This is a genomic window from Kitasatospora sp. NPDC088346 (genome assembly GCF_044740765.1).
Lineage (GTDB): Bacteria > Actinomycetota > Actinomycetes > Streptomycetales > Streptomycetaceae > Kitasatospora.
Genome location: NZ_JBIURH010000003.1, coordinates 66,133 through 91,989 on the forward strand (window position 1 = coordinate 66,133; position 25,857 = coordinate 91,989).

The following is a 25,857-nucleotide window of genomic DNA, read 5'->3' on the forward strand; positions in this document are numbered from 1 at the left end:
ACCTTCCGCACCCCCATCGTCACCCTGTGGCGCCACGCTGGGAAGGTACGGCACGTCCGCACCCACGCTGAGGGCACGGGGTCGCACAGATGGCAGCCCAGGAACGCGAGTTGACCCCCGAGCGGTCGGTACGTGACCTCTTCGGCTTCCAGCTCAGGGATCTCCGGAAACGCAACGGCCTCTCCCTGGCGGAGCTGTCGAAGCTGGTGGCGTACAGCAAGACCCACCTCGGCAACGTGGAGACCGCGATCCGCGCCATCCCACCCGACCTGCCGAGGAAGCTCGACGAACTCCTCACCACCGACGGCATCTTCAACCGCCTCTACCCGCTGGTCCTGCGCGAGGCCTTTCCGGACCGGTCCCGCCGCTTCATGGAGCTGGAGGCCCTGGCGGCGAGCATGCGGAAGTACGCGGCAGGGGCGTTCCCAGGCCTGTGGCAGACGCCGGACTACGGACACGCTGCAATCCGCCTCGGCAGGCCCCGGGCCGAGCAGGACGAGATCGAGCAGGTGTGGGCCGCGCGAGCCGCGCGCCAGCGGCGTCTGACCGACGAGTCCCCGCCACTCGTCCGGGTCGTGCTGGACGAGAGCGTCATCCGCAGGCCGGTCGGTAGCCCTGCGGTGATGCGTCGCCAGCTCGACCATGTCCTCACCCTGGCCGAGGGGCCGCACAACATCGTGCAGGTCCTACCGTTCTCGGCCGGGGGCCACGGAGCGATGGGCGGCTCGATCACCCTGCTCGACTTTCTCGACGCCCCGCGGGTCGCCTACGCCGAGGGCAGCGTCTCCGGCCACCTTCTCGAATCACCGGACGCCGTCCTGGAATCAGCCCTGACCTACGATCTCGTCCAGGCGGCGGCCCTGTCGCCTGACGAGTCGACAGCGTGGCTCCGGCGCGCACGGGAGGACTTTCGGCGATGAGCAGCATCCAGTGGTTCAAGAGCAGCTACAGCGACAACGCGGGCAACGGCGACTGCCTCCAGGTCTCCTACACCCACCTGCCCACCACCGGCACCGTCCTCGTCGGCGACACCAAGACCCCCGACACCCACCTCACCGTCCACCCCGCCGCTTGGGTCGCCTTCGTCAGCGCCGCAGCCACCGGCGAGTTCGGCGCCGTCTGACATCGGCCCGGGAGGGCCCGTCAGGCCGCCGGCGAGTGGAAGCGGACCTCGGCCTCGACTCCCGGGACGACGTGGATGTCGAGCTCCGACTCCAGGGCGCCCGCCGGCCGCTCAAGGAGTGGCAGCGTGGGCACCGTGTCCCCGCCCTCGATCCGGGAGATCTGCGGCTGCGTCATGTCCGCCCGGCGTGCCACCTCGGCCTGGGAGATGCCGAGAGTCGTCCGGCGGTCGTACACCGCCTGCCCGAGAGCCATCGCATAGCGGATCTCCCTGCGCGCAGCGGCCACCTCGGGGGCCTCCGAGACCGCCTCCCCCAGAAGGGCGCGCGTGCGGGCGGTCTTCCACCGGGCGTGGTTCATCGCAGCTCTCCTTCGACGGCCGTCCGGCTGCTCGACCCTCTCAGATCGTCGGCGCGTCCGGACGGCACGACCACTTCTGCAGTCTCCCGCATCCTCGTTCTCCCGAGAGCGGTCAGCAGGACGACCCACCACTCACGGGTGAACCGATTCCGACCCCGGACAGCAGCATGCCCGGGCCGCACGGCGAGGGCGGCCCGGGCACGGAGTGTGTCAGCCGCGTCAGGCGATGCGGTCCAGCACGATCGGCTTGGGCGTGAAGGCGGTACCCTCCGGGGAGATGGTGATGCCGCCGGCCAGCGCCTCCATGGCGTAGTCGTAGCGCTCGGGGGTGTCGGTGTGCAGGGTCAGCAGCGGCTGGCCGGCCTTGACGGCCTCGCCGGGCTTGGCGTGGATCTCCACGCCGGCGCCGGCCTGCACCGGGTCCTCCTTGCGGGCGCGGCCGGCGCCGAGGCGCCAGGCGCAGACGCCGACGGCGTACGCGTCGAGGCCGGTGAGCAGGCCGGAGGCGGACGCGGTGACGACGTGCTGCTCGCGGGCGACCGGGAGCGGGGCGTCGACGTCGCCGCCCTGGGCGCTGATCATGCGGCGCCAGTGGTCCATGGCGGAGCCGTCGCGCAGGGCGTCGGCGGGGTCCTTGCCGTGGACGCCGGCGGCGGCGAGCATCTCGCGGGCCAGGGCGAGGGTCAGCTCGACGACGTCGGCGGGGCCGCCGCCGGCCAGCACCTCGACCGACTCGCGGACCTCCAGCGCGTTGCCGGCGGTGAGGCCGAGCGGGGTGGACATGTCGGTGAGCAGGGCGACGGTGTTGACGCCGGCCGCCTTGCCGAGGCCGACCATGGTGCGGGCCAGTTCCTGGGCGTCGGGCAGGTTCTTCATGAAGGCGCCGGAGCCGACCTTGACGTCCAGGACCAGGGCGCCGGTGCCCTCGGCGATCTTCTTGGACATGATCGAGCTGGCGATCAGCGGGATCGCCTCGACGGTGCCGGTGACGTCGCGCAGCGCGTACAGCTTCTTGTCGGCGGGGGCCAGGCCGTCGCCGGCCGCGCAGATCACGGCGCCGGCGCCGCGCAGCACGTCCATCATCTCGTCGTTGGAGAGCAGGGCCCGCCAGCCGGGGATGGACTCCAGCTTGTCGAGGGTGCCGCCGGTGTGGCCGAGGCCGCGGCCGGAGAGCTGCGGGACGGCCGCGCCGCAGGCGGCGACCAGCGGGGCGAGCGGGAGGGTGATCTTGTCGCCGACGCCGCCGGTGGAGTGCTTGTCGGAGGTGGGCACGCCGAGGGCGGAGAAGTCCATCCGGACGCCCGAGCGGATCATCGCGTCGGTCCAGCGGCTGATCTCGCGGAGGTTCATGCCGTTCAGCAGGATCGCCATCGCCAGCGCGGACATCTGCTCGTCGGCGACCTCGCCGCGGGTGTAGGCGTCGATCACCCAGTCGATCTGGGCGTCGGTCAGCTCGCCGCGGTCGCGCTTGGTCCGGATGACGGAGGGGGCGTCCATTGGTTCTCCAAGGGGGTGGGGCACGTACTCAGGTGCGGGAGAAAAGCGAAGAGTGTCGCGGGAGGGCCCGGTCCGGGCCGCTCCCGCGACACTCTACGCGCGTAACAAAGGGGGGTGCTAGAGCCGCTCCGGGCCGAACGCGTCCGGCAGGACCTCGGCCATGGTCTTCACCCCGGAGGGCAGCTCGACCAGCAGCTCGGGCCCGCCGTGCTCGAACAGCAGCTGCCGGCAGCGGCCGCACGGCATCAGGAGCTCTCCCTCGCCGTCGACGCAGGTGAAGGCCACCAGCCGGCCGCCACCGCTGGCGTGCAGCGCGGAGACCAGGCCGCACTCGGCGCACAGGCCGAGTCCGTACGAGGCGTTCTCCACGTTGCAGCCGGTGACGGTCCGCCCGTCGTCCACCAGCGCCGCCGCGCCGACCGGGAACTTGCTGTACGGGGCGTAGGCACGCGACATCGCGTCGCGGGCCGCGTCGCGCAGCGCCTCCCAGTCGGGAGCGGTCGGCGCGGTCACTTGCCCTGGCCCTTGCGGTAGATCTGCCCGTCGGCCTTCGGGGGCCGCAGGCGCTGCGAGGCCGCCGCGAGCACCACCAGGGTGATCACGTACGGGGTGGCCACGATCAGCGGGCGCTGCACCGAGTCGGTCAGCGCGTACCAGACCGCCAGGCCGCCGGCCACCACGATGCTGATCAGCGCCGGGGTGTACTTGCGGCGGTAGGACTGCCACAGCGCCAGCACGGCCATCGCCACGGCGACGATCACCAGCAGGACGTGCACGTTGTCCGCGTCGCGCAGCTGGAGGCTGTCGGTGAAGCCGAACAGGCCGGCGCCCATGGCGAGACCGCCGGGCATCCAGTTGCCGAAGATCATCGCGGCGAGACCGATGAAGCCTCGGCCCTGGGTCTGGCCGTCCTTGTAGAAGTGCGAGGCGACCAGCGAGAGGTACGCACCGGCGAGGCCGGCGAACGCGCCCGAGGCGATGACCGCGATGTACTTGTACTTGTAGACGTTGACGCCCAGCGACTCGGCGGCGGTCGGGTTCTCACCGCAGGAGCGCAGCCGCAGGCCGAAGACCGTGCGCCAGAGCAGGAAGTAGCTCAGCACCAGCAGCGCGGCGGCGATCACGATGACCACCGACAGGTTGGTGACCAGACCGCCCGCGATGCCGGCGATGTCGGAGACCAGGAACCAGTGGTGCGCCTCGATCTTGTCCAGCCAGTCGGACAGCCCGGGGATGGTGATCGCGGGCAGCGACTCGGCCGGCGGGGACTGGTTCGCACCGGCGCCGAAGGCGACGTAGTCCTTGTAGTAGATCTTGTTGATGTAGGCGCAGAGACCCGGGATCAGCAGGTTGATGCCGACGCCGGAGACGATGTGGTCCACGCCGAAGGTGACCGTGACGATGGCGTGCAGCAGACCGCCGAGCGCACCGCCGGCCATGCCGGCCAGCAGGCCGACCCACGGGTTGACCAGGTAACCGGCCCAGGCTCCGCAGAAGGTGCCGGCGACCATCATGCCTTCGAGGCCGATGTTGACCACGCCGGCCCGCTCGGACCACAGACCGCCGAGACCGGCCATCGCGATCGGCACGGCGGCGCCCAGGGCGGCGGTGATCTGACCCGAGGCGGTCAGACCGTGGTTGCCGGTCAGGGTGGCGACCACCGAGACCAGCAGCAGCGCCGCGGCGATCAGCAGCAGCACCACCGGCCAAGTGATCTTGTGCTTCTTGGCGGGGGCACTGCCCGGCGACTTCGGCCGGGTCGAGGTTGCGGTGCTCATGCGGCCACCTCCTTGTTGGCGGCCGCAGCGGCCTGCGCGGCGAGCTCGGCGCCGACCTTCTGCTGCTGGCGCTTGAGGCCGTAACGGCGCACCAGCTCGTAGGCGACGACGACACAGATGACGATGGTGCCCTGCATGACGGCGACGATCTCCTGCGGGAAGTCACCCTGCAGCGGCAGCTGCACGGCGGTGACGTCCATGAACGCGAAGAGCAGTGCCGAGAAGACGATGCCGATCGGGCTGTTGCGCCCGAGCAGCGCGATCGCGATGCCGGTGAAGCCCAGGCCCTGCTGGAAGCTGGTGCCGTAGGTGTACGAGCTCTGCAGCAGGGTCGGCATGCCGATCAGACCCGCCAGCGCGCCGGAGACGGCCATGCTGGTCAGGACCATCCGCTTGACGTTGACGCCGGAGGCCTGGGCGGCGCTCTCGGAGCGGCCGGTGGCGCGCAGGTCGAAGCCGAAGCGGGTGCGGTTCAGGGTGAGCTGGAAGCCCACGCCGACCAGGATCGCGATGACGAAGAAGCCCCAGAGGGTGCCGCCGGCCGTCTCAATCGAGAAGAAGTGGCTGGAGGCGGAGACCGGGGAGGTCTGGATGGAGTTGCTGGAGCTGCCGGTCTTCGGGGCGAAGATGCCGGGCACCAGCAGCAGGCCGACCACCGCGAGCGAGATCGCGTTCAGCATGATGGTCGAGATGACCTCACTGACGCCGCGGTAGACCTTCAGCACACCGGCGATCGAGGCCCAGATGCCACCGGCCAGCATGGCGGTGACCAGCAGCAGCGGGATCTGGATGAACGCCGGCAGGTTGATCTGGCTGCCGATGTACGCCGTGAACAGCGCGGCGATCCGGTACTGGCCCTCGACACCGATGTTGAAGAGGTTCATCCGGAAGCCGAAGGCGGCGGCCACGGCGGCCAGGTAGTAGGTGACGCCCTTGTTGATGATCTGGACCTGGCCGTCCGAGGCCGTGCCGTACGTGAACATCACGTCGAAGGCCTTGAACGGGTCACGGCCCGAGGTCAGCAGCAGCAGCGAGCAGATCACCAGGGACAGCAGCACGGCAAGCACCGGCGCGGCGAGCCCGAGCACGATGCGCTCCAGGTCGAACCGCTGGCCGAGCGGGCGCTTGGCGGGGGTGGGACTGGTCATGTGGGTTACTCCCCCGCCTGCGGGTCGTCGGCGGTCTCGGTGGGCTCGGCCGGGGTGTCCTCGGCCGGGGCCGGGGCGTCCTCGGTCGGGGTCACGGCGTCGGTGCCTTCGGCGGCCACGGCCTGGGCCTCGGCGAGCGCCTCGGCGTCCGACTCGATGTGGCCCTTGGCCGCACCGGTCATCGCGGTGCCCAGGTCCTCGGCGGTGACGGTGGCCGGGTCGGCGTCGGCGACCAGGCGGCCGCGGTAGATCACCCGGATGTTGTCGGACAGGCCGATCAGCTCGTCCAGGTCGGCGGAGATCAGCAGCACCGCGAGGCCCGCGCGCTGGGCGACCCGGATCTGCTCCCAGATCTGCGCCTGCGCGCCGACGTCCACACCGCGGGTCGGGTGGGCTGCGATCAGCAGCTTGGGGTCGTGGCTCATCTCGCGGCCGATGATCAGCTTCTGCTGGTTGCCGCCGGAGAGCGAGGCGGCGGTGACCTCGATGCCGGGGGTGCGGACGTCGTACTCCTCGACGATCCGCAGGGTGTCCTTGCGGGCACCGGCCGGGTCCAGCAGGAAGCCCTTGGAGTTCGGGGTCTCGGTCACGTGGCCGAGCATCCGGTTCTCCCACAGCGGCGCTTCCAGGAGCAGGCCGTGCTTGTGGCGGTCCTCGGGGATGTAGCCGATGCCGGCCTCGCGGCGGGCGCGGGTGAGGGTGCCGGTGAGGTCGGTGCCGTCCAGGGTCACCGTGCCCGCGTCCAGCGGCAGCATGCCCATGATGGCCTCGACGAGCTCGGCCTGGCCGTTGCCCTCGACGCCGGCGATGCCGAGCACCTCGCCCTTGCGGATGCGCAGCGAGATGTCGTCCAGGACCACGCGCTCGATGCCCTCGGCGTCGGCCTTGGCGATCCGCAGGCCTTCGGTGCGGAGCATCTCGACGTCGGTGACGGTGGACTCGCGGCTCTCCGGGGAGGGCAGCTCGGCGCCGACCATCAGTTCGGCGAGCTGGCGGGCGGTGACGCTCTTCGGGTCGGCGTCGCCGACCGTGGTGCCGCGGCGGATGACGCTGATCGCGTCGGCGACCGCCAGCACCTCGTGCAGCTTGTGCGAGATGAAGATGACGGTGACGCCCTCGGCCTTGAGCTCGCGCAGGTTGCCGAAGAGCGCGTCGACCTCCTGGGGCACCAGGACGGCGGTGGGCTCGTCCAGGATCAGGATGCGGGCGCCGCGGTAGAGGACCTTGAGGATCTCGACGCGCTGGCGGTCCGCGACACCGAGGTCCTCGACCAGGACGTCCGGGCGCACCCCCAGCCCGTACTGGTCGGAGATCTCCTTGATCTTCGCCTTGGCCTTGGCTCCTATCCCGTGGAGCTTCTCGCCGCCCAGGACGACGTTCTCCCACACGGTCAGGTTGTCGGCCAGCATGAAGTGCTGGTGGACCATGCCGATGCCGCGGTCGATGGCGTCGCCGGGAGTGCTGAACTCGACCAGGTCGCCGTTGATCCGGATGGTGCCCTCGTCCGGCTTCTGCATGCCGTAGAGGATCTTCATCAGGGTGGACTTGCCGGCGCCGTTCTCACCCATCAGCGCGTGCACGGTGCCGCGCTGGACGGTGATGTCGATGTCGTGGTTGGCCACGACGCCGGGGAAGCGCTTGGTGATGCCGCGCAGTTCGACGGCAGGTGTCGCCGTTCCCGCGCTGGGGCTGCCGCCCGTGCTGGGGGTGGGGTCGGGAGCGCTGATGGCGATCTCCTGGGTGGTCGTCGGGCGCTTCGTTGCGCTGGAGAGATCTGGAGAGATCAGGGGGTGGGACGGGAGGGGCCCGGTGGGTACGCGATGCGTACCTGCCGGGCCCCTCCCCCTGCGATTCGGACGTCCGTCACCCCGCCGCCGGGCAGGCGGTGGCGGGGGACGGGAGCCGGATCAGCTCTGCGGGGCGGTCGGAACCTTGGTGGCGCCGCTGGTGATCGCCTTCTCGGCGTCCGCGAGCTTGGCCTTGATGTCGTCGATGTGGTTGCCGGTGGTGGCCAGCGAGACACCCTGGGCGGCCAGGTCGAAGTTCTTCACGCCGGTGATCGGGTTGCCGTCCTTGACGGACTTGATGTACGCGTACACGGCGGTGTCCACGTTCTTCACCATCGAGGTGAGGATGTGGTCCTTGTACTTCGCCAGCGCGGGCTGGGCGGCCTGGTCGGAGTCGACACCGATGGCCCACTTGCCGGCGGTGGAGACGGCCTCGATCGCACCGGCGCCGGAGGAGCCGGCCGCGGCGTAGATGACGTCCGCGCCCTTGTCCAGCTGGCCCTGGGCGGCTTCCTTGCCCTTGCCCGGGTCGTTGAAGCCGCTGAAGTCCGGCGGGGTGGTGAGGTAGGTGACGTCGACGACGATGTTCGGGTCGACGGACTTGGCGCCCGCGGTGTAACCGGCCTCGAACTTCTTGATCAGCTCGGACTGGACACCACCGATGAAGCCGATCTGGTGGGACTTGCTCTTCGACGCGGCGGCGACGCCGGCGAGGTACGAGCCCTCCTGCTCCGAGAAGGTCAGCGAGGTGACGTTCGACGGCTGGTCGGCCGAGGCGGAGTCGATGATCGCGAACTTGACGTTCGGGTTGTCCTTGGCGACCTTGTTGACCGCGTCCTGGTAGACGAAGCCGACCGCGATGACCGGGTTGTAACCCGCGGTCACCAGGCTCTTGAGGCGAGCCTCCTTGTCGGACTCGGCCTCACCGGTCTTGGCCTCGGCCTCGTTGACCTGGACGCCGAGGTCGGCCTTGGCCTTGTCGAGACCGCGGGCGGCGGAGTCGTTGAACGACTGGTCGCCACGGCCGCCGATGTCGTAGGCCATACCGACCTTGATGCCGGACGAGCCAGAGGCGCCGGCGGAAGCGGAAGTGCTGTCGGTGCTCTTTGCGCCGCAGGCGGCGAGCGAAGCGATGCCCAGGGAACCCGAGAGCATCACCGCGGCGAGCTTGAGTGAACGGCGCAAGGGAGTATCTCCTTCTCACACACCCGTTTGGCGTGGTCGAGCGCCACCGTAACGCGCGTAGAACACGGTTGGGTTACGGCCTGCCAGGGCATTCGGGTTGTTATCAAAATGTGGTCCGACTTCCGGATGAATCCGGACATAGCGCCACAGTTGTTCAACCGAATGTCACTACCGAGTGATACCGGACAACCACCCTACGCCCAAGCCACCCCACCCGTCACAAGCCGCGCCGCACAAGGGAGAGGGGCCCGCAACCGCGGGCCCCTCTCCCTCGAACGGCCGATGCCGCAGGTCAGATCCGGCCGTGCTCCAGCGCGAGCGAGGAGAACAGCTCCACACCGACCGCGATCGCCCGCTCGTCGACGTCGAAGTCACCCTGGTGCAGGTCCCGCACACCCTTCTCCTGCGGCCCGCGGACGCCGAGCCGGGCCAGCGCGCCCGGGGCGTGCTCCAGGTACCAGGAGAAGTCCTCGCCGCCGAGGCTCTGCTCGGTGTCCTCCACCACCGGGCCGCCGGCAGCGTCCGCGAAGCGGGCCGTCATGGCGGCCTCCAGCTGCGCGATCGACTCCTGCTCGTTGACCACCGGGGGCACACCGCGGTGGTAGTCCAGCGCCCACTTGGCCCGGTGCGTCTCGGCGATCCGGCCGACCAGCTCGTCCAGCACCTCGGGCGCCTCGCGCCAGCCGGCCAGGTCCAGGCAGCGGACGGTGCCCTCCAGCTCGGCGTGCTGCGGGATGACGTTGGGTGCGGAGCCGGCGGCGATCCGGCCGAACACCAGACTGACGCCCCAGCGCGGGTCCATCCGGCGGGCCAGCGCGGCGGGCAGCTCGGCGGCCATCCGGGCCACCGCGGTGACCAGGTCGGTGGTCAGGTGCGGCCGCGCCGTGTGCCCGCCCGGGCCGTCCAGCCCGAGCAGCAGCCGGTCGCAGGCCGAGGTGATCGCACCCACCCGCAGCCCGACCCGGCCGACCTGGACCTTCGGGTCGCAGTGCACCGCGAAGATCCGGCCCACCCCGGCCATCCCGGCCGCCTTGATCACGTCCAGCGCACCGCCGGGCATGACCTCCTCCGCCGGCTGGAAGATCAGCCGGACCGGCTGCCGGAGCGTCCCGGACCGGGCCGCGTCGGCCAGCACCAGCCCGGTGCCGAGGACGACGGAGGTGTGCACGTCGTGGCCGCAGGCGTGTGCCCGGCCCGGCAGCGTGGAGCGGTACGGGGTGTCGGTCTTGGCGTCGTCGATCGGCAGCGCGTCGATGTCGGCCCGGAAACCCAGGAACGGGGTGCCCGTCGGCGTCCCGGCCGGAACGATGTCCACGACCATCCCCGTGCCCCCGGGCAGCACCCGGGGCTCCAGCCCCGCCCGCACCAGCCGCTCGCGCAGGAGTCTGGTGGTCCGGAACTCCTGGCGGCCCAGCTCAGGATGGCGGTGCAGGTCCCGGCGAAAGGCGATCAGCTCGGCCTCGTAGGCCCGTACCCGCGCGCGTAGGTCCGGGCCCGGACCGGCCGGAGCGCGGTTGTCGGCGGTGGCGAGGGCGGCCCGACCGGCGGGCTGAGGATCGTTCACCTCAACAAGAGTAGGCCGGTGGAGGGTTTTTGGCCCGACTTCTTCCGAAGTCGTCCCCGGATGGGTGCATACCGAACGCACTACTGGGTATGACATCTCGTTTCAGCCGCCTTCCCCGGATGATCTCCGACCTGTGCAACGAACGCCCGGCCGGACGGACACGGCGGCCCGGCGGCGCGGACCGGCGACCCGCGCGGCGGCCGGCGGCGCGGCCCGGCGGCAGGGCCCGGCGGCAGGGCCCGGCGGCCCGGCGCAGCGGGCAAGGATTCCCCACGGGTTCCCCACCGGGCGGTCATAGCCCGGCAAAGCTTTCGGACGCGCTCTTGAGCTGTGTACATCAGTGCCAATAGACAGCTAGCGCACAGTCAACTTCCGCACCGGCGCCGGGTCGTCCGTCGTCGGGCCGGTCCGTCATGCCCTCACGAAGGGCGGGCGACGGGCCATCAATCCGAGAAGTGGGGACCGACGTGCCAGCAGCACGCAACCGGCTCTCCCGGACCCTCGCCGCGGCACCCGCCGCCGCGCTGATCCTGGGAACCCTCGCGGTGGCCACCCCGGCCACCGCCGCCACCCCGGCCGACACGCCGAACACCGCCCGCCGACTCGCCGGGACGCACCCCGACTGGGCCACCGCCCAGGCCGACCAGGGCGCGGTCGCCGACTCCGCCCCCGCGACGGCCAGGATCTACCTGGCCGGCCGGGACGCCAGCGGCCTCGCCGCACTGGCCCGCGAGGTCTCGGACCCGTCCGCCCGCGGGTACGGGCAGTTCCTGAGCGCCGACCAGGCCGCGCAGCGCTTCGGCGCCTCCCCCGAGCAGGTCCGGGCCGTCACCGACTGGCTCACCTCGGCCGGCCTGACCGTCGGCGAGAGCACCCCGCACTACCTCCAGGTGTCCGGCAGCACCGGCGCCCTGGCCAAGGCCCTGGGCACCCCCTTCCACAGCTACCGCGCCCCGGACGGCGGCACCCGGCAGGCCCCGGCGGCCGACGTCACGCTGCCCGCCGGGGTGGCCGGCTCGGTCCTCGCCGTCGGCGGGATCAGCGGCGCCACCCACAAGGACGTCTCGCACGCCGTCTCGGTCCGCGAGGCCGAGGCGAAGGCCGACGCGCAGGCCGACGCCCGTGCGGCCGCCCAGGGGCTCGCCGCCCCCTCGGCCAAGCCCGCGGCCACCCTGCCGACCGTGCCGACCTGCTCCGAGGACGGCTACGGCTCCAAGACCGCCAAGGGCGCGCCCGAGGGCTACGAGAAGAACGAGCCGTTCGCCCCCTGCTCGTACACCCCGAGCCAGCTGCGCAAGGCCTACGGGGTGAGCGACGCGAAGGTGACCGGCAAGGGCGCCCGGATCGCGATCATCGACGCGTACGGCCTGGCCACCATGGAGCAGGACGCCGACCACTTCTCCACCGCGCACGGCGACCGGCCGTTCGCCGCCGGCCAGTACCGCGAGTTCGTCACGCCGGACAAGTTCGTCCACCAGGCCGAGTGCGGTGACTGGTCCGGCGAGCAGGCCCTCGACGTCGAGATGGCGCACGGCCTCGCGCCCGGCGCCCAGGTCGTCTACGTCGGTGCCAACTCCTGCTACGACGAGGACCTCAACGCCGCCATGGCGAAGGTCGTCGACGAGCACCTGGCCGACGTGGTCTCCAACTCCTGGGGCGAGATCATGCACGGCAAGAGCGGGGACATCGACCCCGCCGTGGTCGCCGCCGACAACCAGATATTCCAGCTCGGCGCCGTCCAGGGGATCGGCTTCACCTTCTCCAGCGGCGACTGCGGCGACAGCTCCCCCGGCGCGGCCGCGACCGGCGTGAACTGCCAGTCCGACACCAGCCAGGCGCAGGCCGACTGGCCGTCCGCCTCGCCCTGGGTGACCTCGGTCGGCGGCACCGCCCTGGAGCTGGACGACAAGGCCGGGCACTACGGCCACGAGGTGTCGATGGGCGACCAGCGCTCGGTGCTCTCGGCCGACCAGAAGTCCTGGGACCCGTACCCGGGCTTCTTCTACTTCGGCGGTGGCGGCGGCGTCTCCAAGGACTTCCCGCAGCCCTGGTACCAGCACGGCGTGGTGCCGGACTCCATCGCGCGGACGGCCGCGGACGGCACCCACTCCGCCACCCCGCTGCGGGCCACCCCCGACGTCGCGATGAGCGGTGACCTGGTCGCCGCCACCCTGGTCGGCTACACCGCCGACGGCGCCTACAGCGAGGGCGGCTACGGCGGCACCTCGGTCTCCTCCCCCGAGTACGCGGCCATGATCGCGGACGCCATCGAGGTGCGCGGCGGCCGGGCGATCGGCTTCGCCAACCCGGCGATCTACGACCGGGCCGGCAGCGGCGCCTTCCGCGACGTGAACGACTCCGCCGTGCACACCAAGTTCGGCAACGTGGTCGACCTCGGCGTGGTCGGCGGCACCCTGCGGGTGCGCCTGTACAAGCTGGCCTCCGACTACGGCCTCAAGGCCACCTGCGGCTACGACACCGCGACCGGCGTCGGCACCCCCGGACGGGACTTCTTCTCGTCCTTCCGGCTGCCCCGCCACTGACCCGTCCCGCGGCACACGACGGCCCCGGGGGCGGTGGTCCGCCCCCGGGGCCGTCGTGTGCCCCGGCGGGCCGCCTTGAGATGATCGGGTCCGGGCATCCGGACATCCGAAGGAGTGGCAATGACCGAGCGCAAGGTGGCCGTGGTCACCGGTGCCAGCAGCGGGATCGGGGCGGCTACCGCCCGGCGGCTGGCCCGGGACGGGTTCGAGGTGGTCGTCACCGCACGCCGTACCGACCGGATCGAGGCGCTGGCCAAGGAGATCGCCGCGGACGGCGGCGCCGCACGGGCGTACCCGCTGGACGTCACCGACCGGGCTGCGGTGGACGCCTTCGCCGCCGCGGTCGGCCCGGTGCACGTGCTGGTGAACAACGCCGGCGGTGCTCTCGGTGCGGAGAGCGTCGAGGCCGGCGACCCGGCCGACTGGCGGACGATGTACGAGGTCAACGTGATCGGCGTGCTGAACGTGACCCAGGCGCTGCTGCCCGCGCTGCGCGCCACCGGGGACGGCACCGTGCTGGTGCTCAGCTCCACGGCCGCGCTGGCCGCGTACGAGGGCGGCGGCGGCTACGTCGCGGCCAAGCACGCCGCCCACACCATCGCCGCGACGCTGCGGCTGGAGCTGGTCGGCGAGCCGATCCGGGTGATCGAGATCGCCCCCGGCATGGTGAGGTCCGAGGGCTTCGCGGTGACCCGGTTCCGCGGCGACGAGGCCAAGGCGGCCGCGGTGTACGCGGGCGTGGCCGAGCCGCTGACCTCGGACGACGTCGCGGACACCGTCTCCTGGGCGGTGACCAGGCCGGCCCACGTCAACATCGACCTGCTGGTGGTCCGCCCGCGGGCCCAGGCGGCCAACCACAAGGTGCACCGCGAGCTGTGACCGCACGGGCCGGACGGCTCGGCGGCGGGCGCGTGGACACGCGTGCGCGCCGTCGAGTCATCCCGGTCGACTGACAGCTTGGTGTCAACGTCACAACTTGATAGCTCGTTCGGGTGAATTCTGCGCGCCCTCTGCCCAACTGATGAGCCCTCAACTACCGTGGTGCCGCTGTCCGGCCCGGCCTCGTTCCGGTCGGCCCGGCCCCTTCCGCCTCGGTAGTCCCATCGCCCTCAGCACCTATCTTTCGTCACTGCCATCACGGTTCACCGGCGCCCCGGGCGTGCCCTCCGCTCGTCCCCGGCCCCGCCACCCCCTTCCCGCCCTCACGAGGAGGACCCGCTGGCCAGCGACATCCCGCCGCAGCGTCTCGACGCGCGGACGGCACCGTCCCTGCTCGGGCTTCACCGCTTCAACGAGGCCGACGCCGGTGCCGCCGAGGAGGCCCTGCTGGCCTGCTGCGGCAGCCACCGCTGGGCGCTCCGGCTCACCGCCCACCGCCCGTACCCCGACATAGAGTCCCTGCTCGCCGCCGCCAGCGAGGCCTCCTACGACCTGCGCCCGGCCGACCTGGCCGAGGCGCTGGCGGACGAGAGCTGGATGCCGCAGCCGCTGCTCGGCATGCGCGCGCCCGGCAGCCAGGCGGCCCACACGGCGCTGCGGGCCGCGCACGCCGCGTACGAGGCGCGGTTCGGCCACGTCTTCGTGGTCTGCCTGGAGGGCGTGGTGCCGGAGGAGATGCTGGACACCGTGCTCACCTCGATCCGCACCCGGCTGGCCCACGACCCCGACGAGGAGCGCCTGACCGCCGCCGACGAACTGCGGCGGATCGCCCTGACCCGGCTGGAACACCTGGTCGCCACGCACTCCGCCCCGGCGGCCCGCTGATCCCGGCGGCCCGCCGGGCCCGGCACCATCGGCCCGGCACCGCCGGGGCTCATCCGCGCTGGGCGGCGCGGAGCTTGGCCAGCTGGGCCCGGACGACCTCGGGATCCGGCTCGGCGGCCGGCTGCCGGCCGGTGCCGACCGTGGAGAAGACCGCCAGCGCCGTACCGACCCGGGCCAGCAGGGCGCGCTGGGAGAGGGTGACGGCCCCCGATTCATTCGTCAGGGTGAACGCGGTGACCGCGTCCGCTCCCTCCGGGGTGGGCGTGTCGGCCCGGGTCAGCCGGTGCCGGGTGGTCACCGCCCGGCCGGGCGCGGCGCCGCCGCCCACCGCGGAGGTGAAGCCGGAGCAGTGCGCCAGCACCTGGTCCAGCTCGCCCTGCAGCCGCTCGGCCCGGCCCGGCCCGAAGGCCAGCAGCCCGGCGTAGACCGCGCCGTCCGGATCGCCCGCCCTGGTCACGCTCAGGTCCGCCTCCGCGGACGGTCCCGAGGCCGCCTTCCGGGGCGCCACGGCGTCCAGCACCGGCTGGCAGGCGGGCACGTCCGCGGTCTCCCGCTCCTGGTCGGGGGCGGTGTCCTGCCCCGGATTCATCAGGACGACGGTGTACCCCGCGCCCAGATCGGCCGCCGCGAGCGCGGCGGCCCGCAGCCCGGGCGCGTCCAGCTCCCGCCCGGCGGCCGGCCCGTCGGCGGCGGGACCGACCGTGGTGCAGCCGGCGGCGAGCACCAGCAGGGCGGAGCAGAGCGGGCGGGGCAGGCGGACGGGCACGGCTGGTCCTCCGGGAGGGCGGGCGGCGGCGAACCGGGGCACCGTAACGCAGTCGTCCGGGCACCCGGAGTGACAATTCGGCGATTCGTTAGCCCGTGCGTGCCTGTTTGATCACACCTGAGGCCCCCGGAGGCGGTTGCCGACACGGCGTCGATAGGATGCTGGCGGCCGGTGGACCGTACCCGGCCGGGCTGACCGACACCGAAGCCGGCCGAGCCCCCAATCCGCTTCCGGAGGGTTTTCCGTGCCGGCTGGAACGCTGTACCGCGGCCGGGAAGGCATGTGGAGTTGGGTGGCTCATCGAGTCACCGGCGTCCTCATCTTCTTCTTCCTGTTCGCCCACGTCCTCGACACCGCACTGGTGCGGGTGTCACCCCAGGCGTACGACACCGTCATCTCGACGTACAAGACGCCGCTCGTGAACCTGATGGAGTACGGCCTCACCGCCGCCATCCTGTTCCACGCGCTGAACGGCCTGCGGGTCGTCGCCGTCGACTTCTGGGCCAAGGGCCCGAAGTACCAGCGGCAGATGCTGTGGACCGTCGTGGGCATCTGGGTCGTCCTGATGGCGGGTGCCTTCTACCCGATCCTGCAGCACACCCTTCGTACCTGGTTCGGGGGCTGATCCGCGATGGCGAACGACATCACCGAGGACCTGGTGGTCCCCTCCGTCCACGCGCACACCGGACGGGGCCTGGGCACCGGCAACCCCGCCGACGCCTTCGTGGTCGAGCCCCCGCGGGCCCGCACGAAGAAGACCCCGCGTCGCACCCGCACCAACTTCGAGATGCTCGCCTGGCTGTTCATGCGCCTGTCGGGTGTCGTGCTGGTCGTGCTGGTGCTCGGTCACCTGCTGATCAACATCGTCCTCGACGGCGGCGTCTCGAAGATCAGCTTCGCGTTCGTGGCCGGTAAGTGGGCCTCGCCGTTCTGGCAGTTCTGGGACCTGCTGATGCTGTGGCTGGCCATGCTGCACGGCTCCAACGGCATGCGCACGGTCATCAACGACTACGCGGAGAAGGACTCCACTCGTCTGTGGCTGAAGACCCTGCTGGGCGTCACGACCGTCTTCACGGTCCTGCTCGGCACCCTGGTGATCTTCACCTTCGACCCCAACATCTAGAACGCGGCTCCTAGCGGCATCTAGTCGGTATCGAGACCGGACGAGGCTTAAGACCCCATGCAGATTCACCAGTACGACACCGTCATCGTCGGCGCGGGCGGCGCCGGCATGCGCGCGGCCATCGAGTCGACCCAGCGCAGCCGTACCGCCGTGCTGACCAAGCTCTACCCGACCCGCTCCCACACCGGCGCGGCCCAGGGCGGCATGTGCGCCGCCCTCGCCAACGTCGAGGAGGACAACTGGGAGTGGCACACCTTCGACACGGTCAAGGGCGGTGACTACCTGGTCGACCAGGACGCCGCCGAGATCATGTGCAAGGAGGCCATCGACGCCGTCCTCGACCTGGAGAAGATGGGCCTGCCCTTCTCCCGCACCGAGGCCGGCCGGATCGACCAGCGCCGCTTCGGCGGCCACTCCCGCAACCACGGTGAGGCGCCCGTCCGCCGCTCCTGCTACGCGGCCGACCGCACCGGTCACATGATCCTCCAGACGCTGTTCCAGAACTGCGTCAAGCACGGGGTCGAGTTCTTCAACGAGTTCTACGTCCTCGACCTGCTGATCAACGACGGCAAGACCGCCGGCGTCGTCGCCTACGAGCTCGCCACCGGCGAGATCCACGTCTTCCAGGCCAAGGCGGTCGTGTTCGCCTCCGGCGGCACCGGCAAGATGTTCAAGGTCACCTCCAACGCCCACACCCTGACCGGTGACGGCCAGGCGGTGGCGCTGCGCCGCGGCCTGCCGCTGGAGGACATGGAGTTCTTCCAGTTCCACCCGACGGGCATCTGGCGGATGGGCATCCTGCTCACCGAGGGCGCCCGCGGCGAGGGCGGCATCCTGCGCAACAAGGACGGCGAGCGCTTCATGGAGCGCTACGCCCCGGTCATGAAGGACCTCGCGTCCCGTGACGTGTGCTCCCGCGCGATCTACTCGGAGATCCGGGCCGGCCGCGGCTGCGGCCCCGACGGCGACCACGTCTACCTGGACCTGACGCACCTCCCGCCGGAGCAGCTGGACGCCAAGCTGCCGGACATCACCGAGTTCGCGCGGACCTACCTCGGCATCGAGCCCTACACGGACCCGATCCCGATCCAGCCCACCGCGCACTACGCCATGGGCGGCATCCCGACCAACGTCGAGGGTGAGGTGCTGGCCAACAACACCGACATCATCCCCGGCCTGTACGCGGCCGGCGAGGTCGCCTGCGTGTCGGTGCACGGCGCCAACCGCCTGGGCACCAACTCGCTGCTGGACATCAACGTGTTCGGCCGCCGCGCGGGCATCGCCGCCGCCGCGTACGCGGACAAGGCCGACTACGTCGACCTGCCGCTGAACCCGGGCGAGAAGGTCGAGGCCATGATCGAGGGCCTCCGCGAGTCGACCGGCACCGAGTCCGTCGCGCAGATCCGCAAGGAGCTGCAGGAGTCCATGGACGCCAACGCCTCGGTGTACCGGACCGGTGACACCCTGAAGCGGGCCGTCACGGACATCGCCGGCCTCAAGGAGCGCTACAAGAACGTCGCGATCCAGGACAAGGGCATGCGCTACAACACGGACCTCCTGGAGGCCGTGGAGCTGGGCAACCTGCTCGACCTGGCCGAGGTGCTGGCCGTCTCCGCGCTGGCCCGTGAGGAGTCCCGCGGCGGCCACTACCGCGAGGACTTCCCGACCCGTGACGACGTGAAGTTCATGCAGCACACCATGGCGTACCAGGAGGTTGCCGAGGACGGCACCACCTCGATCCGCCTCGACTACAAGCCGGTCGTCACGACCCGCTACCAGCCGATGGAGCGTAAGTACTGATGAGCACTCCGACTGTGGAGAAGCACTCGGCCGCTCTGGACGCGGCCGAGGCGGGCGGCACCCAGCTGATCACCGTGACCCTCCGGATCCGCCGGTTCAACCCGGAGGAGCACCCGGACCCGGTGTGGGTCGACTACCAGCTGGAGATGGACCCGAAGGAGCGCGTCCTGGACGCGCTCAACAAGGTCAAGTGGGAGCAGGACGGCACCCTGACGTACCGCCGTTCCTGCGCTCACGGCATCTGCGGCTCGGACGCCATGCGGATCAACGGCCGCAACCGGCTGGCGTGCAAGACCCTGATCAAGGACGTCAACCCGGAGAAGCCGATCACGGTCGAGGCCATCAAGGGCCTCGCGGTCCTCAAGGACCTGATCGTCGACATGGACCCGTTCTTCCAGGCGTACAAGGACGTCATGCCGTTCCTCATCACCAAGGGGAACGAGCCGACCCGCGAGCGCCTGCAGTCCGCCGAGGAGCGCGAGCGCTTCGACGACACCACCAAGTGCATCCTGTGCGCCGCGTGCACGTCGTCCTGCCCGGTCTTCTGGAACGACGGCCAGTACTTCGGCCCGGCCGCGATCGTCAACGCGCACCGCTTCATCTTCGACTCGCGCGACGAGGGCGGCGAGCAGCGCCTGGAGATCCTCAACGACCGCGAGGGCGTCTGGCGCTGCCGCACCACCTTCAACTGCTCGGAGGCCTGCCCGCGTGGCATCGAGGTCACCAAGGCGATCCAGGAGGTGAAGCGCGCGCTCGTCACGCGTCGCTTCTAGCAGCACCCGCACCACGCGCCGAGGGCCCGTCCGGACGTACCGGACGGGCCCTCGGCCGTTGCGTTGCCGCGGCCCGTGGGGCCCGCCCGGGTGTCAGTCGTCGCCCGGGCTGCGGGCGCCGAGCAGGGGCAGCAGCAGCGGCCCGACGAACAGGGCGACCGCCATGTAGCGGAAGTGCGGGGCGGCGTTGGCGACCATCAGGTTGAGCTGCAGCCCGATCAGCACCGCGCCGCCCACCGGGACCACCGCGAGCGTCGTGCGCCGCCGCCGGGCGTACACCGCGAGGGCCGCGTACCCGGCGTAGCACCAGACGGCGCCGCGCCAGAACAGCCAGTCCAACTGGGGGGCCCGGAAGGCGTCGTGCAGCCACACCGCCGCCTTCCGCAGCGACTGCGAGGCCGGGTGCGGGCGCAGGGTGTCGGCGTACCGGCTGTGCTCCAGGTCGCCGCCGGGGGCGGTGAAGCCGAAGAGGTCCGGCGAGGCCTGGAGGTTCTGCACGACGGTGTCCCCGGCCCTGGACGCCGGGCCCGCCCAGACCGCCCAGGCGATGTGGCTGCGGCACAGCCGGGCGCCGATCACGTAGTCGGGGTGGTGCTTGACGACCTTGACCCAGAGCGAGACCAGCTCGTCGCTGTGGACGGCGGACTGGCGGCGGTCCCACCCTTCGCCCCAGTTGGTCAGCGGGTCCGAGGAGAAGCACTGGTCGCCCGCGGTGTCCCAGGTGGTGAGCGGGGCGACGGAGGCCAGCAGGGCCTTGTCCCCGGCGTCGAAGGCGGCCGGGTCCCGGTGGTAGGCCACCGCGAGGTCCGCGTAGTTGAGGGAGTACAGCATGTACGCCGGCGGCCGGTGGATCCCCCAGACCGCCGAGTACGCCCACAGGTTGAGGAAGAGCGGGACGGCCAGCGCGACGGCCGTCAGGAGCGCGGTCCAGCGGCGGACCACGGGTATCAGGACCAGCAGGACGGCCCCGACCACCAGCATCAGGCCGTAGCTGTTGTTGCGGAACAGCCCGAGCCCGAGCATCGCGAGGAAGAGGACCGCGAGGTCGAACCGCAGGGCCCGGCCGCCCTGCCCGAGGGTGCCGTCCAGTCTGCGGGCCAGCAGCCGCAGCCCGGCGGCGAACAGGAACACCGCGCAGACGGTGAACGGGACGTCCTTCCAGAGGAAGACGACGAAGGTGCCGGTCGGGGGCAGCACCGCGAGCCCCACCGCCACGGGAGCGCTCCAGCGGGCGCGGGCGCCCAGCTTGGACAGCGCGGAGACGGCGTAGCCGAGGCCGAGCGACATCCCGACGGTCTGCAGCAGCACCACCGGGGCCACGCTGTCGGTCAGCTTGAGCGACCACAGGATGACGGCGTCGTAGAAGGCGGAGTGGTCGGCCGTCCAGTAGCCGGGGTCGGTGACCTGCCAGACGTACATCACGGAGTCGTAGCTCACGAACGCCGGGTACGCGGCCAGCCACCAGACCAGCCAGACGGCCTGGCAGACCGCGGCGACGGCGAGCGGCATCCGCCGGCTGGGGCGGACCCTGCGGTGGCCGGCCACCGCCCGTTCCCGCAGCCCCGGGCGGGCGGTCCCCGCCGGACGTCCGAGCATGGTGTCGCCGGTCATCGCGAAGCCCCCTTCCCGCTCCGGGCGGCGCCGCCCGGGTGTTCCGCGCAGGTTAGCAGCAGCCCCGGACCGGGCCTCAGGCGGTCGGTGCGCCGCCGCGGGAGGCGGCCCGCAGACCGCGCACGCCGATGGTGCCGACCGCGACGCCGAGCACCAGCGAGGTGACCGCGAGGGCCAGGTGGACCCAGAAGAAGGCGGTGGGCCGGGAGTGGTCGCCGTCGAGGAAGGCCTGGCCGCCCGAGTCCTTCCAGAGGTTCTTGACGAAGGTGGTCCAGATGATCAGGGACCAGACGCCGAAGGCGGCCAGGAACCAGGAGACGGGGCGGCTGAGCTTCATGACGGTCCTTCGGGTGGGGCAGTCGGTCCGGCTCCCCAGTATGCGCAGTCGTCCGGACGGATCATCCACCGGCACTCGATCGGAGGACCTGGGCGGCGCGGCGGGCCGCGGCGGCCGTCCGTGGGTACGGTCACGCAATGCAGAGCGCCCGTCACCTCGCGTACCGCTGCACAGCCGTGGCCCTCGGCCTGCTGTGCCTCGCTCCCGTCGCCGTGGCCGCCCAGCAGGACGCGCCGCCCCCGGACCGGTCTCCGGTCGGCGGTGAGCTCCTGGGCCGGGCCGGCGTGCAGGTCGCGCCGAACGCCGGCGCCCCCGCGCTGCCGGCCGACGTCACCGGCCAGTCCTGGATGGTCGCCGACGCGGCCACCGGCGACGTGCTGGCCGCGTACAACGCCCACCAGCAGCTGCCGCCGGCCAGCACGCTGAAGATGCTCTTCGCCGACACGGTGCTGCCCAAGCTGGACAAGACCGCCGTCCACCGGGTCGGCCCTGAGGAGCTCCAGGGGATGGGGGCGGGCAGCAGCCTGGTGGGCATCAAGGAGGACCTGGACTACCGGGTGGACGACCTGTGGCGGGGGGTCTTCCTGAGCTCGGGCGCCGACGCCGTCCGGGTGCTGGCCATGATGAACGGCGGCGTCGCGCAGACGGTGGCCCAGATGCAGCAGACGGCCGACCGGCTCGGCGCCCGGGACACCCGGGTGATCACCCCCGAGGGGTACGACATGGACGGTCAGCTCTCCTCGGCGTACGACCTGACGCTGTTCGCCCGGGAGGGCCTGCGCAACCCGGACTTCCGGTCGTACTGCGCCACCCGGGAGGCGCAGTTCCCCGGGGCCTTCGACAAGGTGAGCGGGCAGCGCGGCACCTTCGGGATCGCCAACACCGACCGGCTGCTGGGCCACTACGAGGGCCTGATCGGGGTCAAGAACGGCTACACCACCAACGCCGGCGCGACCTTCACCGGTGCCGCCGAGCGGGGCGGGAAGACGCTGCTGGTCACCGTGATGCGCCCGAACAACAGCTCGCGGGTGTACGACGAGACGGCGCTGCTGCTCGACTGGGGCTTCGCGGCGCTCGGCAAGGTCGCCCCGGTCGGCCGGCTGGTGGACCCGTCCTCCCCGGCGCCGTCCTCCCCGGATCCGGCCGCCCCGGACCAGGGTGCCCCGGCGCAGGCCCGGCCGGCCGACGGGACGGCCGGGCAGCCGCTCCGGGCCTCGCACCCGGACCAGGCGCCGAGGGCCACCCCGGCGGGCTCGGCGAACAGCGGGCCCGGTCTGCTCAGCATGCTGGCCGGCGCGCTGTGCGCGGCGGTCGGCGCGGCCGCCGCGCTCAGGTCCCGGGCCACCAGGCGACGTCGGGCCGCGGCGCTCGCCGCGCTGGCCGCGCTGCCGCTCGGCGACGGCATCCGGAACTGGCCGGCGGGCGCGACCGCGGTGAGCGGCCGCTGAGGGTCAGCGGGGCCCGGCCTTGCGCTCCCGGGCGGCGCGCAGCGCCCGCCGGGCCGCCCGGGTGGCGAACGGCGGCAGCACGTCGAGCGCCAGCCGGCGGGGGGCGGAGCGCCGGGGCGGGGCCGGGCGGGCGGGCGCGGGGGGCGCCTGCGGCCAGTCGTAGGCGAGCCGGAGGATGCGGGTGCCGGCGATGACGTCCTCGTCCATCCGGAAGCCCTCACCGCGCCAGTCCCGTTCGAGCAGGTCCCGCTCGATGTCCTGCGGGTCGCCCCAGGTCCCGTAGAACTTCTCCGGGGTGAGCAGGAGCGGTCGCAGGCCGAAGGCGAAGACCGCCTCCCAGACCGCGGCCGAGACACCGGGGGTGTGCTCCGCGCGGTAGTCGTCGAACACCACCACGCCGTCCTTGGCGAGCGCCGCCCGGGCCACCTGGACGTCCCCGGCGACGTGCTCGTACAGGTGGGAGGCGTCGATGTGGATGAAGCGGCAGCTCGCGTCCGGGATGCGGCCCTCGGCGAGGACGGAGGTCGGAGCCTGTATGACGGTGGGCAGGGTGTCGTGGAAGGCGAGGTAGTTGGCCTCGAAGGCCTGCCGGGTCAGGGTCTTGCGGTAGGACATGGCCATCTCGGCCGAGTTCTGCTCGTCGGGGGCGTCGGAGTCGAAGAGGTCGCAGACCGTGAAGGTCTCCCCCTCCTGCAGGTGGCCGCCGAGGGTGATGGCACTGCGGCCGAGGTACGTCCCGAGTTCCAGCAGGTCTCCGCTGATGCCGCGTTCGGCCTGCCGGGTGAGCAGCCAGCCGAAGACTTCCTGGTCTGTTTTGAAGAACCAGCCCGGGACGTCCTCCGGGGTGCGGGGAACCGGGGCGGCGGTGGTGTTCTCGGCACTGGTCACAGGTGTCTCCAGGCGTGCTCCGGGAGTGTGCTCCCACCGGCCGGGATGTGGCGGGGAGAGCCGCTCGACTGTGACCGGGATCATAACCACTGGGGCGGCGTGGCGCAGTGGGTACGGATCACCCGTTCCGGGTGCCGGCCGCCTCGGCACCGCCGTCGGGCCCGGTCCCGGGCCCGGTGCCCGTGCGGGCCGCCTCCAGGGCCGTGGTGGCCTGCTCCTCGGCCCGCCGGCGGGCGGCCTCCGGGTCGGCCAGCGCCGTCCAGGCCGCGCAGTACAGCAGCAGCCGGGTCACGAAGTTGATCCACAGCAGCAGGGCGACCGGGACGCCGAAGGCGCCGTACAGGCTCTTGCCGGCCACCGAGCCCAGGTAGGACGAGAGCAGCAGCTTGAGCAGCTCGAAGCCGACCGCACCGATCAGGGCGCCCTGCACCAGGGCCGTGCGGTGCAGGCCGGTGATGCGCGGGAACGGGGCGAGCAGGTAGGCGAAGAGCAGCAGGTCCGCCCCGACGGCGATCAGCAGGCCCACCACCGTGAGGACGGTGCGCCCGGCGCCACCCTCCAGGCCGATCGCGTCGGCCAGCCGGCGGGCCAGCGAGGTGGCGGCGGCCGAGGCGCCGAGCGACAGCAGGCAGACCACGCCGAGACCGAGCAGGACCAGGCAGTCCTTGGCCTTGAGGAGGACGGCGTTGCCCGGCTCGGCGGGCAGCCGCCAGACGTCCCGGATCGAGCCGCGCATGGTGTCGACCCAGCCGAGGCCCGAGTAGAGCAGCACCACGCCGCTGATCAGGCCGACGGTGGCGGCGTTGGCGACCAGACCGGGCAGGTCGAGCGAGTCGGACAGGCCCGGCACCTGCTTGGCGATGTCGTCCTGGAGGTCCTGGACCCGGGCGTCGGAGAGCACCGCCACGGCGATCGCCAGGGCGACCGTGAGCAGGGGGAAGAGGGCCAGGAAGCCGAAGTAGGTGACCGCACCGGCCAGCCGGTTGCCCTTGAGGTCGGTGACGTGCGCGAAGGTGCGGTAGGCGCGGGTGCGCAGCAGCCGGGCCGCGAGCGGGCCGATCACCGGCAGCTTGGTCAGGAATTCCACGGTGCGCTCCCCGCCCGGCCGGGACTGTGACGGACGGTCCTGTCTACCGGGGCCGGGGTCCGGGCGGCGCAGGACACCCCGGGCCGGGCCGGGGCGTCACCCGCTCAGCGGGGGCGCCGGGCCACCGCGCGGCGGGCTCTGGCCAGGCCGCGGAAGCCCTGGAAGGCCAGGTAGCGGCCGTGGCTGAGCAGCTCGGTCCGGACGCCTTCGGCGCCGGCGGGCGGCCGGTAGCCGGCCGGGCGCAGCGGGGCGCAGTGCTCGGCGGCGCGGCGGAAGAACTCGCGGCGGTCGCCCGGCCGGATCCGGCCGGGCTTGCTGACGATGGTGACCAGGTGGTCGAGCATCCGCCGGTAGATCACCGGCCGCCAGTGGGTGAGGTCGGGGCGGCGGTCGAGGAAGCCGAAGACCAGGCGGTACTGGTCGAAGATGTCGAAGTGCTTGCGGCTCGCGGTGGCGAGGATGTTGCCGCCCTCGCGGCGCTGGCGGTAGTGCAGGCCGACCTCGTCGAGCAGGGTGATGCGGTCGGCGGCGAGCAGCGCCGGGAAGGTCCAGGGGGTGTCCTCGTAGTACCCGGCCGGGAAGGTCAGGCCCTGCTTGGCGATGAAGTCGCGGCGGTAGGCCTTGTTCCAGACCACCATCAGCAGGTCGAGCAGGTCCGGCCGGTCGTCGAGGGCGAAGACGTCCGCGCCCGGGCACCCGAAGACGGCGGCGGAGGCGCTGCGCACGACGCGGCCGTCCCAGTAGGTGCGGGCGTAGTCGTAGACCAGGATGTCCGGGTCGGCGCCGGCCCGGAGCCGGTCGTCGGTGCGGGCCAGCAGGCCGGGGGTGAGGGTGTCGTCGCTGTCCAGGAAGATCACGTAGTCGCCGGTGGCGATCTCCAGGCCGGCGTTCCGGGCCCGGCCGAGCCCGACGTTCTCGGGCAGATGCAGGACGGTGATCCGGGGGTCGCGCTCGGCGGCGCGGTCCAGCATCGCGGGGCAGCCGTCCGGCGAGCGGTCGTCGACGGCGATCAGCTCGAAGTCCGCGCAGGACTGCTCCAGCACCGAGTCGAGGCACTCCTGGAGGTAGTCCTCCACCCGGAAGACCGGGACGATCACGCTGAAGCGGGGCATGGGATCACTCATTCCAGGACGGCGGCCGGGCCCGCGGGCGGGTGCCGGCGCCGGGGGCGGGCCAGCCGCACCCTAGCCCGGACGGCACCGGCGACGCACCTCACGGCCGGGCGCGACGATCCCCCGTAGCCTCCGGAAGGTAGGATCGCTGCCGGTAAGTGCCC

24 protein-coding genes are annotated in these 25,857 nt (G+C 72.0%); 10 read left to right on the forward strand and 14 right to left on the reverse strand.

The features are described 5' to 3' along the window. Positions 1–89 precede the first annotated feature (89 nt). Positions 90–920 carry a helix-turn-helix transcriptional regulator gene (locus tag ACIOFR_RS06265; RefSeq protein ID WP_400992896.1) on the forward strand — a complete coding sequence of 277 codons (831 nt, stop codon included), beginning with the start codon at positions 90–92 and terminating at the stop codon, positions 918–920. Then, the gene (locus ACIOFR_RS06270; protein WP_400992897.1) at positions 917–1,123 is read left to right on the forward strand and encodes a DUF397 domain-containing protein; all 207 of its coding nucleotides are present in this window, start codon (positions 917–919) and stop codon (positions 1,121–1,123) included. Before ACIOFR_RS06265 ends, ACIOFR_RS06270 begins: the two co-directional genes overlap by 4 nt. A 20-nt stretch (positions 1,124–1,143) precedes the next feature. Here ACIOFR_RS06270 and ACIOFR_RS06275 read toward each other — a convergent pair whose 3' ends face one another. The 8 genes from ACIOFR_RS06275 to ACIOFR_RS06310 all read right to left on the reverse strand — a co-directional run bounded on the left by ACIOFR_RS06275 (position 1,144) and on the right by ACIOFR_RS06310 (position 10,441). Continuing rightward, positions 1,144–1,482, reverse strand: coding sequence for a helix-turn-helix domain-containing protein (locus ACIOFR_RS06275; protein WP_400992898.1), 339 nt, complete (start codon positions 1,480–1,482; stop codon positions 1,144–1,146). A 219-nt stretch (positions 1,483–1,701) separates the two neighbouring features. Continuing rightward, positions 1,702–2,979: a thymidine phosphorylase gene (locus tag ACIOFR_RS06280; RefSeq protein ID WP_400992899.1), complete on the reverse strand. Its 1,278-nt coding sequence runs from the start codon at positions 2,977–2,979 to the stop codon at positions 1,702–1,704. Positions 2,980–3,096: 117 nt separating this feature from the next. Further along, the gene (locus ACIOFR_RS06285) at positions 3,097–3,492 is read right to left on the reverse strand and encodes a cytidine deaminase (RefSeq protein WP_400992901.1); all 396 of its coding nucleotides are present in this window, start codon (positions 3,490–3,492) and stop codon (positions 3,097–3,099) included. Continuing rightward, positions 3,489–4,757, reverse strand: coding sequence for an ABC transporter permease (locus ACIOFR_RS06290; RefSeq protein WP_400992903.1), 1,269 nt, complete (start codon positions 4,755–4,757; stop codon positions 3,489–3,491). Before ACIOFR_RS06290 ends, ACIOFR_RS06285 begins: the two co-directional genes overlap by 4 nt. Continuing rightward, positions 4,754–5,905: an ABC transporter permease gene (locus ACIOFR_RS06295; RefSeq protein WP_400992904.1), complete on the reverse strand. Its 1,152-nt coding sequence runs from the start codon at positions 5,903–5,905 to the stop codon at positions 4,754–4,756. Before ACIOFR_RS06295 ends, ACIOFR_RS06290 begins: the two co-directional genes overlap by 4 nt. A gap of 5 nt (positions 5,906–5,910) precedes the next feature. Continuing rightward, on the reverse strand, positions 5,911–7,527 hold the full coding sequence (locus ACIOFR_RS06300) for an ABC transporter ATP-binding protein (RefSeq protein ID WP_400992906.1): 1,617 nt from the start codon (positions 7,525–7,527) through the stop codon (positions 5,911–5,913). A 285-nt stretch (positions 7,528–7,812) separates the two neighbouring features. Beyond that, positions 7,813–8,877 carry a BMP family protein gene (locus ACIOFR_RS06305; RefSeq protein WP_400992907.1) on the reverse strand — a complete coding sequence of 355 codons (1,065 nt, stop codon included), beginning with the start codon at positions 8,875–8,877 and terminating at the stop codon, positions 7,813–7,815. A 292-nt stretch (positions 8,878–9,169) separates the two neighbouring features. Beyond that, positions 9,170–10,441, reverse strand: a complete 1,272-nt coding sequence (locus tag ACIOFR_RS06310; RefSeq protein ID WP_400992908.1) for an amidohydrolase — start codon at positions 10,439–10,441, stop codon at positions 9,170–9,172. 467 nt (positions 10,442–10,908) lie between these two features. Between ACIOFR_RS06310 and ACIOFR_RS06315 the strand changes: the two genes are divergently transcribed. The 3 genes from ACIOFR_RS06315 (at position 10,909) to ACIOFR_RS06325 (ending at position 14,748) form a co-directional block, all read left to right on the forward strand. Further along, complete coding sequence (locus tag ACIOFR_RS06315) at positions 10,909–12,984, forward strand: protease pro-enzyme activation domain-containing protein (protein ID WP_400992909.1); 2,076 nt, start codon at positions 10,909–10,911, stop codon at positions 12,982–12,984. A gap of 120 nt (positions 12,985–13,104) precedes the next feature. Then, positions 13,105–13,863 carry an SDR family NAD(P)-dependent oxidoreductase gene (locus ACIOFR_RS06320; RefSeq protein ID WP_400992910.1) on the forward strand — a complete coding sequence of 253 codons (759 nt, stop codon included), beginning with the start codon at positions 13,105–13,107 and terminating at the stop codon, positions 13,861–13,863. 351 nt (positions 13,864–14,214) lie between these two features. Further along, positions 14,215–14,748 (forward strand): 2-oxo-4-hydroxy-4-carboxy-5-ureidoimidazoline decarboxylase, encoded by a 534-nt coding sequence (locus tag ACIOFR_RS06325; protein WP_400993260.1) that lies wholly within the window; start codon positions 14,215–14,217, stop codon positions 14,746–14,748. A 49-nt stretch (positions 14,749–14,797) separates the two neighbouring features. Here ACIOFR_RS06325 and ACIOFR_RS06330 read toward each other — a convergent pair whose 3' ends face one another. Continuing rightward, positions 14,798–15,514, reverse strand: coding sequence for a hypothetical protein (locus tag ACIOFR_RS06330; RefSeq protein ID WP_400992912.1), 717 nt, complete (start codon positions 15,512–15,514; stop codon positions 14,798–14,800). A gap of 244 nt (positions 15,515–15,758) precedes the next feature. Between ACIOFR_RS06330 and sdhC the strand changes: the two genes are divergently transcribed. From sdhC to ACIOFR_RS06350, 4 genes are read left to right on the forward strand one after another with little or no spacing between them, the layout of a single operon-like run. Then, entirely contained in the window at positions 15,759–16,139 is a 381-nt protein-coding gene (gene sdhC / locus ACIOFR_RS06335; RefSeq protein WP_400992913.1) for a succinate dehydrogenase, cytochrome b556 subunit, read from the forward strand. A 6-nt stretch (positions 16,140–16,145) separates the two neighbouring features. Continuing rightward, positions 16,146–16,637 (forward strand): succinate dehydrogenase, hydrophobic membrane anchor protein, encoded by a 492-nt coding sequence (sdhD, locus tag ACIOFR_RS06340; RefSeq protein WP_400992914.1) that lies wholly within the window; start codon positions 16,146–16,148, stop codon positions 16,635–16,637. Between the two features lie 57 nt (positions 16,638–16,694). Further along, complete coding sequence (gene sdhA, locus ACIOFR_RS06345) at positions 16,695–18,437, forward strand: succinate dehydrogenase flavoprotein subunit (protein ID WP_400992916.1); 1,743 nt, start codon at positions 16,695–16,697, stop codon at positions 18,435–18,437. Continuing rightward, positions 18,437–19,210 (forward strand): succinate dehydrogenase iron-sulfur subunit, encoded by a 774-nt coding sequence (locus tag ACIOFR_RS06350; protein WP_400992917.1) that lies wholly within the window; start codon positions 18,437–18,439, stop codon positions 19,208–19,210. Before sdhA ends, ACIOFR_RS06350 begins: the two co-directional genes overlap by 1 nt. A gap of 93 nt (positions 19,211–19,303) precedes the next feature. On the opposite strand, the gene ACIOFR_RS06355 is transcribed toward ACIOFR_RS06350, so the two are convergent. Together ACIOFR_RS06355 and ACIOFR_RS06360 are read right to left on the reverse strand one after the other, a co-directional pair. Next, positions 19,304–20,821, reverse strand: a complete 1,518-nt coding sequence (locus tag ACIOFR_RS06355; protein ID WP_400992919.1) for a DUF6020 family protein — start codon at positions 20,819–20,821, stop codon at positions 19,304–19,306. A 76-nt stretch (positions 20,822–20,897) separates the two neighbouring features. Beyond that, entirely contained in the window at positions 20,898–21,158 is a 261-nt protein-coding gene (locus tag ACIOFR_RS06360) for an SCO4848 family membrane protein (RefSeq protein ID WP_400992921.1), read from the reverse strand. A 137-nt stretch (positions 21,159–21,295) separates the two neighbouring features. Between ACIOFR_RS06360 and ACIOFR_RS06365 the strand changes: the two genes are divergently transcribed. After that, a complete protein-coding gene (locus ACIOFR_RS06365) occupies positions 21,296–22,606 on the forward strand; it encodes a D-alanyl-D-alanine carboxypeptidase family protein (protein WP_400992922.1) in 1,311 nt (436 codons plus the stop codon). A gap of 3 nt (positions 22,607–22,609) precedes the next feature. Here the strand turns inward: ACIOFR_RS06365 and ACIOFR_RS06370 are convergent, their stop codons facing one another. The 3 genes from ACIOFR_RS06370 to ACIOFR_RS06380 all read right to left on the reverse strand — a co-directional run bounded on the left by ACIOFR_RS06370 (position 22,610) and on the right by ACIOFR_RS06380 (position 25,693). Then, a complete protein-coding gene (locus ACIOFR_RS06370) occupies positions 22,610–23,494 on the reverse strand; it encodes a class I SAM-dependent methyltransferase (RefSeq protein WP_400992924.1) in 885 nt (294 codons plus the stop codon). A gap of 118 nt (positions 23,495–23,612) precedes the next feature. After that, complete coding sequence (locus tag ACIOFR_RS06375; RefSeq protein WP_400992926.1) at positions 23,613–24,581, reverse strand: YihY/virulence factor BrkB family protein; 969 nt, start codon at positions 24,579–24,581, stop codon at positions 23,613–23,615. Between the two features lie 104 nt (positions 24,582–24,685). Continuing rightward, positions 24,686–25,693 (reverse strand): glycosyltransferase family 2 protein, encoded by a 1,008-nt coding sequence (locus tag ACIOFR_RS06380; RefSeq protein WP_400992928.1) that lies wholly within the window; start codon positions 25,691–25,693, stop codon positions 24,686–24,688. Positions 25,694–25,857 lie beyond the last annotated feature (164 nt).